General features: G+C 62.2%; 11 protein-coding genes and 1 tRNA gene. 7 read left to right on the forward strand and 5 right to left on the reverse strand.

What is annotated here, in order from left to right:
* Positions 1 to 441 precede the first annotated feature (441 nt).
* The 4 genes from arcA (at position 442) to J9892_RS11215 (ending at position 5,262) form a co-directional block, all read left to right on the forward strand.
* Complete coding sequence (gene arcA / locus J9892_RS11200) at positions 442 to 1,662, forward strand: arginine deiminase (protein ID WP_010676011.1); 1,221 nt, start codon at positions 442 to 444, stop codon at positions 1,660 to 1,662.
* Positions 1,663 to 1,724: 62 nt separating this feature from the next.
* Positions 1,725 to 2,651, forward strand: coding sequence for a carbamate kinase (gene arcC / locus J9892_RS11205; protein WP_210538330.1), 927 nt, complete (start codon positions 1,725 to 1,727; stop codon positions 2,649 to 2,651).
* A gap of 78 nt (positions 2,652 to 2,729) precedes the next feature.
* A complete protein-coding gene (gene argF, locus J9892_RS11210; RefSeq protein ID WP_010676009.1) occupies positions 2,730 to 3,734 on the forward strand; it encodes an ornithine carbamoyltransferase in 1,005 nt (334 codons plus the stop codon).
* Between the two features lie 121 nt (positions 3,735 to 3,855).
* The gene (locus tag J9892_RS11215) at positions 3,856 to 5,262 is read left to right on the forward strand and encodes a YfcC family protein (protein WP_210538331.1); all 1,407 of its coding nucleotides are present in this window, start codon (positions 3,856 to 3,858) and stop codon (positions 5,260 to 5,262) included.
* A gap of 154 nt (positions 5,263 to 5,416) precedes the next feature.
* On the opposite strand, the gene J9892_RS11220 is transcribed toward J9892_RS11215, so the two are convergent.
* The 4 genes from J9892_RS11220 to J9892_RS11235 all read right to left on the reverse strand — a co-directional run bounded on the left by J9892_RS11220 (position 5,417) and on the right by J9892_RS11235 (position 8,345).
* On the reverse strand, positions 5,417 to 5,908 hold the full coding sequence (locus J9892_RS11220) for an ArgR family transcriptional regulator (RefSeq protein ID WP_039039633.1): 492 nt from the start codon (positions 5,906 to 5,908) through the stop codon (positions 5,417 to 5,419).
* 218 nt (positions 5,909 to 6,126) lie between these two features.
* Complete coding sequence (gene pyrI / locus J9892_RS11225; RefSeq protein WP_010676006.1) at positions 6,127 to 6,591, reverse strand: aspartate carbamoyltransferase regulatory subunit; 465 nt, start codon at positions 6,589 to 6,591, stop codon at positions 6,127 to 6,129.
* 16 nt (positions 6,592 to 6,607) lie between these two features.
* On the reverse strand, positions 6,608 to 7,528 hold the full coding sequence (pyrB, locus tag J9892_RS11230; protein ID WP_010676005.1) for an aspartate carbamoyltransferase: 921 nt from the start codon (positions 7,526 to 7,528) through the stop codon (positions 6,608 to 6,610).
* 274 nt (positions 7,529 to 7,802) lie between these two features.
* Positions 7,803 to 8,345 (reverse strand): hypothetical protein, encoded by a 543-nt coding sequence (locus tag J9892_RS11235; RefSeq protein WP_210538332.1) that lies wholly within the window; start codon positions 8,343 to 8,345, stop codon positions 7,803 to 7,805.
* Between the two features lie 202 nt (positions 8,346 to 8,547).
* Here J9892_RS11235 and J9892_RS11240 point away from each other — a divergent pair.
* Together J9892_RS11240 and J9892_RS11245 are read left to right on the forward strand one after the other, a co-directional pair.
* Positions 8,548 to 8,624: transfer RNA gene (locus tag J9892_RS11240), tRNA-Trp, on the forward strand.
* 209 nt (positions 8,625 to 8,833) lie between these two features.
* Positions 8,834 to 10,204 (forward strand): phosphatidylserine decarboxylase family protein, encoded by a 1,371-nt coding sequence (locus tag J9892_RS11245; protein ID WP_210538333.1) that lies wholly within the window; start codon positions 8,834 to 8,836, stop codon positions 10,202 to 10,204.
* A 56-nt stretch (positions 10,205 to 10,260) separates the two neighbouring features.
* Here J9892_RS11245 and J9892_RS11250 read toward each other — a convergent pair whose 3' ends face one another.
* Positions 10,261 to 10,779, reverse strand: coding sequence for a class IV adenylate cyclase (locus J9892_RS11250; protein WP_203763491.1), 519 nt, complete (start codon positions 10,777 to 10,779; stop codon positions 10,261 to 10,263).
* Positions 10,780 to 11,190: 411 nt separating this feature from the next.
* Between J9892_RS11250 and J9892_RS11255 the strand changes: the two genes are divergently transcribed.
* On the forward strand, positions 11,191 to 13,080 hold the full coding sequence (locus J9892_RS11255) for a methyl-accepting chemotaxis protein (RefSeq protein WP_210538334.1): 1,890 nt from the start codon (positions 11,191 to 11,193) through the stop codon (positions 13,078 to 13,080).
* Positions 13,081 to 13,223 lie beyond the last annotated feature (143 nt).

A 13,223-nucleotide genomic window follows, 5' to 3' on the forward strand; every position in this document is an offset into this window, starting at 1 on the left:
ACGGGATGATAAGCGAGGATAAATTCAAAGGTGGGTGAAGTTTATTCAAAAAATGAGCGATTTGATTTTAATGTAATGATTTATTTGATATTTTTTATTGGTGACTATCCATTTGTGGATATCATGGATGAATGGAATTGCGTTCTTTGTGGAATATATTGGGGATTTATTGCGTATTTATGCCGGATGGAGGGTGAGGGAAATGTCAGATATGTAAACTCCATCATAAATTAACTTCTGAATTTATGCAGTCTCGGGTGAATGTGATCAATGTCCAAGTTTGGTGGAGTTGCCAGACCTAATCTCTGCGTCAAAAGGCAAGGGCAGGATAGAACACAAGTCGAGTACCCTACATAAAGAATATCCCGCCTTAGCCACGAGCCTGAATAGAAGGAATCTATTCAATCACTCGCAGGGACCACTGCTAGACGGAATATCATCATGAGCAAATTTTATGTAGGTTCTGAAGTTGGCCAGTTGCGCCGTGTCATGTTGCACCGCCCCAACCTCAGTCTGAAGCGTCTGACCCCTTCCAACTGCCAGGATCTGCTGTTTGACGACGTCCTGTCCGTGGAACGTGCCGGTCAGGAGCACGACAAATTCGCTCAGGTACTGCGCGATCAGAATGTCGAAGTCTTCCTCCTGACCAATCTGCTGGCGGAAACCCTGGACGTGCCGGAAGCCAAAGCCTGGCTGCTGCAACACCAGGTCTCCGACTATCGCCTCGGCACTGCCCTGGCCAACGACGTGCGCTGCTTCCTGGCGGACATGCCTCACCGCGAGCTGGCCCGCATCCTCTCCGGCGGCCTGACCTACTCCGAGATGCCCTACAGCGGCGTCAACATGGTGGTCGGCATGCATGCACCGACCGATTTCATCATCGAACCGCTGCCCAATCACCTCTTCACCCGCGACACCTCCTGCTGGGTCTATGGCGGCGTCTCCATCAACCCCATGGCCAAGGCCGCCCGTCGTCGCGAGACCAACCACGTGAAGGCCATCTACCGCTGGCACCCGCAGTTTGCCGGTCAGGAGTTCATCAAGTACTTCGGTGACGAGGAGCGCGACTACGACAACTCCACCATCGAAGGGGGCGACGTCCTGGTCATCGGCCGTGGCGCCGTGCTCATCGGCATGTCCGAGCGCACCACGCCGCAAGGGGTGGAGCATCTGGCCCGCAGCCTGTTCAAGCACGGTCAGGCCAAGCAGGTCATCGCCATGGAGCTGCCGAAGCACCGTAGCTGCATGCACCTCGACACCGTCATGACCCACATGGATGTCGACACCTTCTCCGTCTATCCGGAAGTCATCCGCAAGGATGTGAACTGCTGGAGCCTGACCCCGGGCGGTGCCACCGGGATGAACATCAAGGAAGAGGGTTACTTCGTGACCGCCATCGAGAAGGCGCTGGGGGTGGATCAGCTCAGGCTCATCACCACCGGCGGCGACAGCTTCGAGGCCGAGCGGGAGCAGTGGAACGACGCCAACAACGTGCTGACCGTGCGCCCCGGCGTGGTGGTGGGTTACGAGCGCAACACCTACACCAACGAGAAGTACGACAAGGCCGGCATCACTGTGCTGCCCATCCCGGGTGAAGAGCTGGGACGTGGTCGCGGCGGCGCCCGCTGCATGAGCTGCCCGATGGAACGTGACGGCATCTGACAAGACGGCGTGGCGCCGGCAGAGGCTGGCGCCACACACACCCGAACTCGAGAGTAACACCCATGAAAAAACCAACTGTCGTCGTCGCCCTGGGGGGCAATGCCCTGCTCCGCCGCGGTGAACCTCTGGAAGCCGACATCCAGCGCAAGAACATCGCCACCGCCGCCAAGACCATCGCCCTGATCGCCCAGGAGTACAACGTGGTGCTGGTGCACGGCAATGGCCCGCAAGTCGGCCTGCTGGCCCTGCAGAACAGCGCCTACACCAAGGTCTCCCCCTATCCGTTGGATGTGCTGGGCGCCGAGTCCCAGGGCATGATCGGCTACATGCTGATCCAGGAGCTGAAGAACCTGATGCCGAGCCGCAACGTCACCGCGCTGCTGACCCAGGTGCAGGTGGACCCCCAGGATCCGGCGTTTGCCAACCCGACCAAGTTCATCGGCCCCGTCTACGAAGAAGCGGAAGCCCGCACCCTGGCTGCCGAGAAGCACTGGGTGGTCAAGGCAGACGGCAAGTTCTTCCGCCGCGTGGTGCCGTCCCCGCTGCCCCAGCGCATCGTCGAAGGCGACGCCATCGAAACCCTGATCGCCCAGGGTCACCTCATCATCTGTACCGGTGGTGGTGGCATCCCGGTGACCTGGGATGGCCAGAGCCTGACCGGCATCGAGGCCGTCATCGACAAGGACATGTCTGCCGCCTACCTGGCCAAGCAGATCAAGGCCGACGCCCTGCTGATCCTGACCGACGCCGATGCAGTGTATCTGGATTGGGGCAAGCCGACCCAGCGTCCGCTGCAGGTCACCAGCCCGGACGAGCTGGCTGGCGTCAAGTTCGATGCCGGCTCCATGGGGCCCAAGGTCGAAGCCTCCTGTGAATTCGTCAAGGCGACCGGCGGCATGGTCGGCATCGGCGCCCTGGAAGATGGCCTCGCCATCCTCAAGGGGGAAGCCGGCACCAACATCGTCGCCACCAATACCGTCAATGCCTGAGCCAAGGCTCTGGTCTGAACAACTGCGTAGTCAATGACACTGCCAAATTGGTCTGAACAAATATAGAGAGAACTCATCATGGCTTTTAATCTGCGTAACCGTAACTTCCTGAAACTGCTGGACTTCACCCCTCGCGAAATCCAATACATGATCGATCTGGCCATCGACCTGAAGAAAGCCAAATACGGTGGCTATGAGCGCAAGCATCTGGTCGGCAAGAACATTGCCCTGATCTTCGAGAAGACCTCCACCCGCACCCGCTGTGCGTTCGAAGTGGCGGCCTTCGACCAGGGCGCCCAGGTCTCCTACCTCGGCCCGAGCGGTTCCCAAATCGGTCACAAGGAGTCCATGAAGGACACCGCCCGGGTGCTGGGCCGCATGTATGACGGCATCGAATACCGCGGCTATGGCCAGGAGATCGTCGAAGAGCTGGGGGCCCACGCCGGTGTACCGGTCTGGAACGGCCTGACCAACGAATTCCACCCGACCCAGATCCTGGCGGACTTCATGACCATGCTGGAGCATGGCAAGGGCAAACGTCTGGATCAGATCAAGTTCGCCTACCTGGGTGACGCCCGCAACAACATGGGCAACTCCCTGATGGTGGGTGCCGCCAAGATGGGCATGGACATCCGTCTGGTGGCGCCGAAAGCCTTCTGGCCGGAAGAGGAGCTGGTTGCCACCTGCCGCCTCATCGCCGAAGAGACCGGCGCCCGCATCCACCTGACCGAAGACGTGAAAGAGGGTGTGCTGGGTGCCGACTTCCTCTACACCGACGTCTGGGTCTCCATGGGTGAAGCGAAGGAAGCCTGGGATCAACGGGTGAAGCTGATGACCCCGTATCAGGTCAACATGGACGTCATCAACGCGACCAAGAACCCGGATGTGAAGTTCATGCACTGCCTGCCGGCGTTCCACAACGACGAGACCACCATGGGCAAGGAAGTGGCCGACAAATATGGCATGAAGGGCCTGGAAGTGACCGAGGACGTGTTCGAATCCGAGCACAGCATCGTGTTCGACGAGGCGGAAAACCGGATGCACACCATCAAGGCAGTGATGGTGGCTACGCTGGGCGACTGACGTCGTCAGTGGTGCCGGGGGGTGACCCCCGGCTTTTCAACCATGTGACAGCGGCATAATACCTCCAACCCTACGACCCGCAGCCTGCATGGATACCACACCCACAGAAGGAAGCTGGACCATGACCAAATTCAAGTTCCCGTCAGCCTACACGATACTGTTTGTGCTGATCGCCCTGGTGGCCGCCCTGAGCTGGATAGTGCCGGCCGGCAAATACGAGATGACCATGAACGAGGCCCTCGGCAAGGAAGTGCCGGTGGCCGGTACCTACAAACTGGTGGATGCCAATCCCCAGGGGATCGTCGACGTGCTGCTGGCACCTATCGACGGTCTCTACAACCACGACACCTATGAGGCTGGCGCCATCGACGTCTCCCTCTTCATCCTGATCATCGGTGGCTTCCTTGGCATCGTGACCAAGACAGGTGCCATCGATGCTGGTATCGAGCGCGTCACCGATCGCCTGCGTGGCCGTGAAGAGTGGATGATCCCCATCCTGATGGCGCTGTTCGCCGCAGGGGGCACCATCTACGGCATGGCGGAAGAGTCGCTGCCGTTCTACACCCTGCTGGTGCCGGTGATGATGGCGGCCCGCTTCGACCCCGTGGTCGCCGCCGCGACCGTGCTGCTGGGGGCCGGTATCGGTACCCTGGGCTCCACCATCAACCCGTTCGCCACCGTGATCGCCGCCAACGCGGCCGGCATCTCCTTCACCGACGGCATCTGGCTGCGGGTTGCCATGCTGGTGGCCGGCTGGCTGATCTGCGTGGCCTATGTGATGCGTTACGCCAAGATGGTGCGAAGCGATCCCAGCAAGTCCCTGGTGGCCGACAAGTGGGAAGAGAACCGTGCCCACTTCCTTGGCAACAAGAGCGACCAGATGCTGGAGTTCACCACCACCCGCAAGATCGTGCTGGGTATCTTCGTCGCCGCCTTTGCCGTGATGATCTACGGGGTGGCCGTGCTGGGCTGGTGGATGGCGCAGATCTCCGGCGTGTTCCTGGCTGCCGCCATCATCGTCGGCGTCATCTCCCGCATGAGCGAGGAGGAGCTGACCTCCAACTTCATCGACGGTGCCCGCGATCTGCTCGGCGTGGCCCTCATCATCGGTATCGCCCGCGGTATCGTGGTGGTGATGGACAACGGCATGATCACCCACACCATCTTGCACAGTGCAGAGGGGATAGTGACCGGCCTCTCCACCATCGTCTTCATCAACGTGATGTTCGTGCTGGAAGTGGTGCTCTCCTTCCTGGTGCCCTCTTCCTCCGGTCTGGCGGTGCTGACCATGCCGATCATGGCACCGCTGGCCGACTTCGCCAACGTGGGTCGCGAGCTGGTGGTCACCGCCTATCAGTCCGCCTCCGGCCTGGTGAACCTGGTGACCCCGACCTCCGCCGTGGTCATGGGTGGCCTGGCGATTGCCAAGGTGCCCTATGTACGCTGGCTGAAATGGGTGGCTCCGCTGCTCGGCCTGCTGACCGTGCTGATCGTGGTCTGCCTGAGCCTGGGCGCCGTGCTGGCATGAATGCCGACAGACATAGGGACAACAACGGGAGCCTGGGGCTCCCGTTTTTTATGGCTGGCAAGGTGGGGCGCCCGGGCTCTTCCGTGGTCTGACTCCTTGCCGCGCGGGCAACAAAAAGGCGACCCCGGGGTCGCCTTCTGGCATCCAGCAGGGGTCAGCGGGCATTTTCCAGGGTGCGCACCACGGCAGCGTGAGCCTGGCGGGTTCGGCTGATGTGGCGCGGGGCGATCAGTACCACGTCGTTGCCGGCCACGGCCCCCAGGATCTCGGGATTGGCGTTGCGATCCAGCAGGCGAGCCACCACGGTAGCGGCCCCCGGGGTGGTGTGCACCAGTACCATCTGCTGGTTGTGGACCACGGCGCGCACCATGTCGTGGATGGAGCGGGTGCTGCCGGCGGGCTCCAGCTGCTCGTCCACCAGGGTGTAGACCTTCTTGCCGTTGGCGTTCTGGGCCTTGGCGACCCCGAGACGGCGCAGCAGGCGGGAGATGGTGGACTGGCTGATGTCGGCAAAACCGCGGGCGGAGAGCTCGCGGCGGATCTCCTCCTGGGTGCTGTAGCAGTGCTGGCCGATGATCTGGCGGCAGGCGTCGAGCTGGGCCAGGTCGGACTCTGGTTCTGCTGGGCGGCTGAGGGTGTTGACCATGGCGGCTTCCTTTGGCGATGAGCGATGGCGGTCTCGCCCAGTCTGTCGTTCCGGCTTTTCATAGCGAAAAACACTAATGAGGAGCACTCAAGCAGGGGATGAGCGAGGTATATCCATTACGGGATGGCAAATTATAACCAAAGGGGGAATAAGTGATGTGACAGGGTTCAAAAATGGGCCCAATGGGGCCCACATGGATATCCTTTGTCGGCAGGAAATCAGTAGCGTTCGCTGACGATGTCCTGGGTGAAGGACTTCTCGCAGTATTTGCACTTCATCCGCACCGCCCCCTTCACCTCGCGCACCCGGAAGTAGCTCTCCACCGGTTCGTTGTGGGAGATGCAGTTGGAGTTGGGGCAGTGGAAGACCCCTTCGATGAACTCCGGCAGCGCCAGCTGGTGCTTCTTCACCACCACGAAGTCTTCGATGATGTTGACGGTGGCCTTGGGGGCGAACAGGGCGAGCTGGTTGGCCTGCTGCTCGGTCAGGCGGGTGTTCTCGATCTTGATGAGATCCTTCTTGCCGAGGGCGCCGGATTTGAGGTTGAAGCCGACGGTGATCCGCTCCTGGGTCTCGATCAGCTGGAACAGCTTGAGGATCTTGATGCCCTGGCCGGCGGGGACGTGGTCGATGACGGAGCCGTGGCGGATGGCTTCGACTTGCAGTTGGTTCTTCTCGGACATGATGTTCCCCTTTCCCTTAGACGGTTTCGTTCAGTACCAGTGCCAGCAGTGCCTGGCGGGCATAGACCCCGTTCTCCGCCTGCTGGAAGTAGTAGGCGTGGGGGGTCTTGTCGACGGCGACCTCGATCTCGTCAACCCGGGGCAGGGGATGGAGGATCTTCATGGTGGGCTTGGCCCCTTCCAGGGTCGCCAGCTCCAGCACGAACTTGGCGGCCATGTGCTTGTACTCGGTCTCGTCGAAGCGCTCCTTCTGGACGCGGGTCATGTAGAGGATGTCGAGCTCCGGCATCACCTCTTCCATGGTCTCGTGCACGCTGAAGCGGATGCCCTTCTCTTCCAGCTCCTCGCAGAGGTAGTCCGGCATGGCCAGCGCCTCCGGGGAGATGAAGAAGAAGCGGCAGTTGAACAGGCTCAGGGCCTGGGCCAGGGAGTGGACGGTGCGGCCGTACTTCAGGTCACCGACGAAGGCGACGTTGAGGCCGTCCAGCTTGCCTTGGGTCTCGTGGATGGAGAAGAGGTCGAGCAGGGTCTGGGTGGGATGCTGGTTGGAGCCGTCACCGCCGTTGATGACCGGCACCCGGGAGAACTCGGAGGCCAGACGGGCTGCCCCTTCCTTCGGGTGGCGCATCACCACCGCATCGGTGTAGGAGCTGATGATCTTGATGGAGTCGGCCAGAGTCTCGCCCTTCTTGGCGCTGGTGTTGCCGCCGTCGGCGAAGCCGATGATGTTGCCGCCCAGGCGCTGGACCGCGGTCTCGAAGGAGAGACGGGTGCGGGTGGAGGCTTCGAAGAAGCAACTGGCGACCAGCTTGTCTTTCAGCAGGCGGCTGTCGGGTTCGGCCTTCAACCGCTGTGCGGTGGCGACCACCAGTTCCATGTCGGACCGGGTCAGATCCGAGATGGAGATGACGTGTTTGTTATAGAGTGGATTGGTCATCGTCTGCATTCCCTTTGGCATCAATGAAGGTTTTTCCGGCACAAAAAAAAGCCCCTGAAACAGGGGCTCTTTTCAAAAAAAACGGGGGATCTGTGGGACGGGAACCGGAAACAACGGGGCCGCTCTGGTGCGCTCCACCCGTCTGCAAGGCTGCTTTTTTCATCAAAAACGGCATTGTCCTGTCCCGACCTTTTTCAAAACCGCACCGATTATAGGGCTGGTTTTTGAATTGTCAAAAATTTATTTCAGAGGCAGGATTTGGCCAGAAAAACGTTTAAGTGTCGCGAACGGGTCGACAAATCCAGAGTGCGTGCTGCGCCTGCAAGGGAGCGCTATCGGCGGCCATGCTGCGCAGGTAGCCGAGTCTGTGGTGCCCCTCCAGCAGGCAGTAGGGATGGGGCAGGGGGTGACCGTCCGGGTAGCAGGTGCCCGGGGCGGTGGCGAGGACGATGACAGGCTCGGACCAGGTTCCCCGGTGCAGCATGTCATCGCCGAGCCAGGAGCGGCGCACGTAGCGGTTGCTGCGCAGCATCTCGCCCCAGCGATCGATCACCTCCATGTGGCGGGAGTCTATCTGCTCGATAATCTGCGCGGTGGGCCAGTGCTCGCACTCGAACTGGTGGCTGGCGAGATCGATAAAGCTCCAGTTGGATTCAAAACCGCGCCAATGGCGGTAAATCCACTGGGCGAGCACATTGGAGGGTATGGAGGGCACCAGGGGAGAGACTCTGTCCAGATAGTCGTCCAGGGTCTCCGTCTTGCGCTCATCCCGGAAGTTGAGGGGCGCAAGCTGTTGCAGCAGTCGGTAATTGAGCATGGGCAGCCTCCCTGAGCCTGGTTTCACCCTACCCCCATTTGTGTCCCATTCCTACCCCGTCGGGGCTGCAAATACAGCAGCTTACCCCCGCTCCTTGTTGGAATTGCGGGGATCTGCTCGTCATTTGTTCGATCGCATCGAAAGTGAGAAAAAAAGCCTTTACCTTTGACCTCCGCTTTGTATACTACGCCTCGTTTGTTGCAGGGGCGTAGTTCCAATTGGTAGAACAGCGGTCTCCAAAACCGATGGTTGCGGGTTCGAGTCCTGCCGCCCCTGCCATTTTTCAGAAAGGCCAGCTCATTGAGCTGGCCTTTCGCATTTGCGGCGTTTGCCACCGCCTCCGTTAGCCTCTTTTTCTCCGCTTCGCCGCTGCCATTTCTGTCAATGGAGGCCGCTTTTCCCCTGTGCTACATCTTGCTTCCTGCCAGATGGCGCCTTCAGGCGCATCGCATCCGGCGGGCCCAAGGCGCTTCAACAAGGAGAGAGCGATGAACAAGGCAGTGGATACGCGTCACCCCCATGCCCATGCCGGTGGCTGGGTCCCCCGGGATCAGGCCCATGTGGCGCGCTGGGTACAGCGGCTGCGTCAGGCGGTCACCCGCCAGCCTCGCCCGCTGGTGGCCCCGATCGCCGGATTGAAGGCGCTGGTGGAGCAGGATCCCCTCCTGCATCAGCAGGCCCAGGGGATGTTTGACGAGGCGTGGCAGCATGAGCACAGCACGCCGCTCGGTCAGGTCCAGGTGCGCAGCTTCGATGAGTTCCTGCAGCTGCTCAACGGCATCATGACCACGGCCCCGGAAGCCTATCAGAATGTGCAGACCCAGGAGCCCGCCGGGCTGATCGGATTCCCCATCAATGCCCTGCTCAACTGGCCCATGGCGACGGCCGCCGGGTACGACTTCTTCGCCAATGCGCTGGTGAACCAGCAACTGCGCAAGATCCTCGGCTACTGGGCCGATTTCCTGCAAGGTCCCGCGTCCCGCTATGTGCTGACCGAGTCGGTGAGCCCCCTGGATCGCCAGACCCTGATCGTCCCCTGGCTCGGGGAGGTGGCGAAACGGGAGATGGTCAAGGTGGCGCAGGGGGCGCTCGGGGCCGGCGACAACCCCACCCCAGAGCGCTTCGAGGGGATCTTCCACACCGCGCCGGGAGAGGAATACGAGGGCTTCGCCAGCTGGGACGACTTCTTCACCCGCCGCTTCTGCCCCGGCGTGCGGCCGGTGACGGCCCCGGACGATGACAGCGTGATCGCCAACGCCTGCGAGTCGGCCCCGCTGCAGGTGGTGACAGGGGTAAGGCGGCAGGACGCCTTCTGGCTCAAGGGGCAGCCCTATTCTCTGGACAACCTGCTGGACTTCGACCCGCGCGCCGCCGCGTTCGAGGGGGGCACCCTCTATCAGGCCTTCCTCAGCGCCCTCAGCTATCACCGCTGGCACAGCCCGGTGAGCGGCACGGTGCGCTCGGTCAAGGTGGTCAACGGCAGCTACTACCTGGCCAACCGCCACCAGGGTTTCGACAGCCCGGCGGGGCCCGACCCCAGCGCCCCGAACCAGTCCCAGCCCTTCCTCACCGCGGTGGCGACCCGGGCACTCATCTTCATCGAGGCGGACAACCCCAAAATCGGCCTGATGTGCGTGGTGCCGGTGGGCATGGCGGAGGTGTCGAGCTGCGAGGTGACGGTGCAGCCGGGGCAGCGGATCGCGAAGGGGGAGCAGCTCGGCATGTTCCACTTCGGCGGCTCCACCCACTGCCTGCTGTTTCGCCCCGGGGTCGAGCTGGCGTTCGACTTTTACGGCCAGCAGCCGGGGCTGGAGGCGACCAACCTGAGGATCAACACGGCGCTGGCGCGGGTGACATAACCCTGCTCCCTGATGGTACGAGGCCGCCTTCGGGCGGCCTCGCTGTTGTGAATCCCTCAGGGTCGTCGTTGCAGCAGGAGATCCAGATAGGCGCCTTCGATCAACCGGGAGTGCTCGATACTGAGACGCGCCATGATGTCGTGAGCTTCCTGCATCCCCACCTCGCGCGGTTCGTCATCTTCCAGCACCACTTCCAGTTCGAGGAAGTGACCCAGCCCTTCAACCCGGTCGAGATGGATCCGGGTTCTGCCCACCAGAAACAGGGTCCGCTGTTTTCGCACTCTGCCAATCTGGCCGCAAGCCAGGGTGAGCGTTTCCCGCAGCTTGTCCGGCTCGTTCGTTGGCGTGATGTGGTAGTAGCTCTCCTTCGGACCCTGTTGATCAGGCCTGCGGTAGAAGATGAGCTGGCCTGCCGAAGGGGAGAGCGTCCGCAATTTGAAGCGGCCCGATTCACAGCGAAAGAAGGTATCGTCCTGGGCGATGTCGACGGGGCCCTTGTCGGCGATGGCCGCGGCTCTGGGGATAAGGTCATCGACCCCGGCTAAGCGGGCTTTGATCTCGATATTTCGTGGCATGGCAGCGGGCTCTCCTTGAAAACGGGATACCCAATCTAGCACAGCCCACGTTGTCGAGAGGGGGGCAACAGGGGGAGTACCAGCTCGGTTCCTGATGGATGCTCAACCCTGCCCGCCAACCCTCTTTGCAGGCACCTGAAACCGCCCTCAAGAGACAGGTCAGCGGGCGCTGACCTGCTCTGCCGGTGCCTGCCCGTCATCCGCGACCTGACCTCATGGCCGCCTTCGGGCGGCCTTGTGGTGCCTGCGGGTGTCAGCATGGAATAGTGAACAGTCTGTTGCTGGTAGTGCGTTCTGTTGTTGATAGATGAAAAAATATCAGGATTCACTAAAGACCGTTCATCATTGTGCCGATAGAACTACCAAGATGGGGGTATTCCCGGCCCCCGGCTACCACAAGGATTCGTTGTCATGACTCTCTCGTTGCGCGGCAAGCTGCTCGCGGCCAGCCTGGGGGTAGTGCTGCTGATGGCAGCCCTGCTCGGTATTGTCGCCTTCCACACCCTCAAATCCCGCACCCTTGACGCCATCCAGAGCGAGGCGGTCAACTACGGCCACGCCCACTCGGTGGCCATCGGCAACTGGCTTGAGGATCGCAAGCACGCGGTCGACGCCCTGGCCGCTGTCATTGCGCGCGACCCCGACACGGCCCTGGTGCCCCACCTGTTGCAGACCCGCACCTCCGGCGGTTTCGGCCTCACCTATTTTGGTTCGGCGCAGGGGGAGATGACCCGCCACGATCCCGCCCTCAACACCGCCAACTATGACCCCAGGGCCCGCCCCTGGTACCAGAACGCCGACAAGGCGGGCAAGCTCATCGTCACGCCGCCCTATGTCAGCGTGACCATGCAGCAGATGGTGGTGACCCTGGCCGAGCCGGTGAGCCACCAGGGCCGGGTGATCGGGGTGGCCGGGGCGGATCTCTCCCTCGACGCCCTCATCGACGAGGTGCTGGCCATGAAGGTGCAGGGAGAGGGCTACGCCATGCTGCTCGACCGCACCGGCCTCATCGTCGGCCACCCGAACAAGGAGCTGGCGCTCAAGCAGGTGGCGGAGCTGGATCCCGGTCTCACCGGAGCGGCGCTGGATGCGTGGAGCCGCGACGGTGAACTGCACGGCGCCAACCTGAACGGGCGCGAGGTGCTGCTTTCGGTGCAAGGCGTGCCCGGCACCGACTGGCTGCTCGCCATGGTGATGTACAAGGAGGTGCTGGAGGCGCCGCTCGCCTCCCTGTTGTGGCAACTGGTGGGGCTGACCCTGGTACTGCTGCTGGTGTTCGGTGCCCTGCTCATCGCCATGTTCAACTACCTGTTCGCGGATCTGGGACGGGTCTCCAGGGCGCTCGCCGACATCGCCCACGGGGAGGGGGATCTCACGGTGCAGATCGCCACCCGCAGCCAGGATGAGGTGGGGCAGCTGGCCCAGAACTTCAACCAGTTCGTGGCGCGACTGCACGGCATCGTCAGCCGGTTGCGGGGCGTCACCGTCGAGCTGGCGGCCCAGTCCCGCACCCAGGCGGCGGGGGCCGAGGCCCGCAGCCAGCGGGTGCGCCAGCAGCAGGACGAGATCGTCATGGTGGCGACCGCGGTAACCGAGATGGCCTCCGCCACCCAGGAGATCGCTGGCAACGCCGAGTTTGCCGCCAACACCGCCGGCGATGCGGTGCGCCTCGCGGTGGCCGGCCAGTCCCAGGTCGGCCAGAGCCAGCGCAGCATCACGGGGCTGGCGGGGGAGGTCTCCGACGCCAGCCAGACCATCCACGAGCTGGATGGTCACGCCCAGCAGATCAGCGGCATTCTGGCCACCATCAGCGGCATCGCCGAGCAGACCAATCTGCTGGCCCTGAACGCCGCCATCGAGGCGGCCCGGGCCGGGGAGCAGGGGCGCGGCTTTGCCGTGGTGGCGGACGAGGTGCGGGTGCTGTCGCGCCGCACCCACGACTCCACCGCCGAGATCCAGCAGATGATCGAGGCGTTGCAGCAGACCACCCGCAAGGCGGTGGGCGGCATGGAGACCAGTCGCCAGCTGGCGGGCACCAGCGTGGAGGACGCCGAAGCGGCGAATCTCAGCCTGGGCAGGATCAACGAGGCCATCGGCGCCATCAGCGACATGGCGACCCAGATCGCGGCGGCGGCCGAGGAGCAGACCTCGGTGACCGGCGAGATCAGCCGCAACACCGAGAATATCCGCCACGTCTCCCAGGCGCTGGCGGCCCAGGCCGGCGAAGAGGCCGCCCAGGCGGCCCAGCTCAAGTCTCTCACCGAGCGGCTGGAGCAGGAGATCGGGCGCTTCCGGCTCTAGGCTGTGTTCTTAAAGTGATGAGGATATAATCTCACATCTTCTCAACAGCTTAAGATCCATTCCGTGTCCCGCCGTTATCAGCTGACTGATGCACAATGGGGGCTTATCGAGCCCCAGTTTCCTTCTCGAAGCCTGATCGGGCG

The organism is Aeromonas sp. Prich7-2 (assembly GCF_017939255.1).
GTDB lineage: Bacteria > Pseudomonadota > Gammaproteobacteria > Enterobacterales > Aeromonadaceae > Aeromonas > Aeromonas caviae.

Bases quoted from the DNA above. Each gene is read 5' to 3' on its own strand.
- arcA (WP_010676011.1), top strand. From the start codon at position 442: ATGAGCAAATTTTATGTAGGTTCTGAAGTTGGCCAGTTGCGCCGTGTC.
- arcC (WP_210538330.1), top strand. From the start codon at position 1,725: ATGAAAAAACCAACTGTCGTCGTCGCCCTGGGGGGCAATGCCCTGCTC.
- argF (WP_010676009.1), top strand. From the start codon at position 2,730: ATGGCTTTTAATCTGCGTAACCGTAACTTCCTGAAACTGCTGGACTTC.
- J9892_RS11215 (WP_210538331.1), top strand. From the start codon at position 3,856: ATGACCAAATTCAAGTTCCCGTCAGCCTACACGATACTGTTTGTGCTG.
- J9892_RS11220 (WP_039039633.1), bottom strand. From the start codon at position 5,908: ATGGTCAACACCCTCAGCCGCCCAGCAGAACCAGAGTCCGACCTGGCC.
- pyrI (WP_010676006.1), bottom strand. From the start codon at position 6,591: ATGTCCGAGAAGAACCAACTGCAAGTCGAAGCCATCCGCCACGGCTCC.
- pyrB (WP_010676005.1), bottom strand. From the start codon at position 7,528: ATGACCAATCCACTCTATAACAAACACGTCATCTCCATCTCGGATCTG.
- J9892_RS11235 (WP_210538332.1), bottom strand. From the start codon at position 8,345: ATGCTCAATTACCGACTGCTGCAACAGCTTGCGCCCCTCAACTTCCGG.
- J9892_RS11245 (WP_210538333.1), top strand. From the start codon at position 8,834: ATGAACAAGGCAGTGGATACGCGTCACCCCCATGCCCATGCCGGTGGC.
- J9892_RS11250 (WP_203763491.1), bottom strand. From the start codon at position 10,779: ATGCCACGAAATATCGAGATCAAAGCCCGCTTAGCCGGGGTCGATGAC.
- J9892_RS11255 (WP_210538334.1), top strand. From the start codon at position 11,191: ATGACTCTCTCGTTGCGCGGCAAGCTGCTCGCGGCCAGCCTGGGGGTA.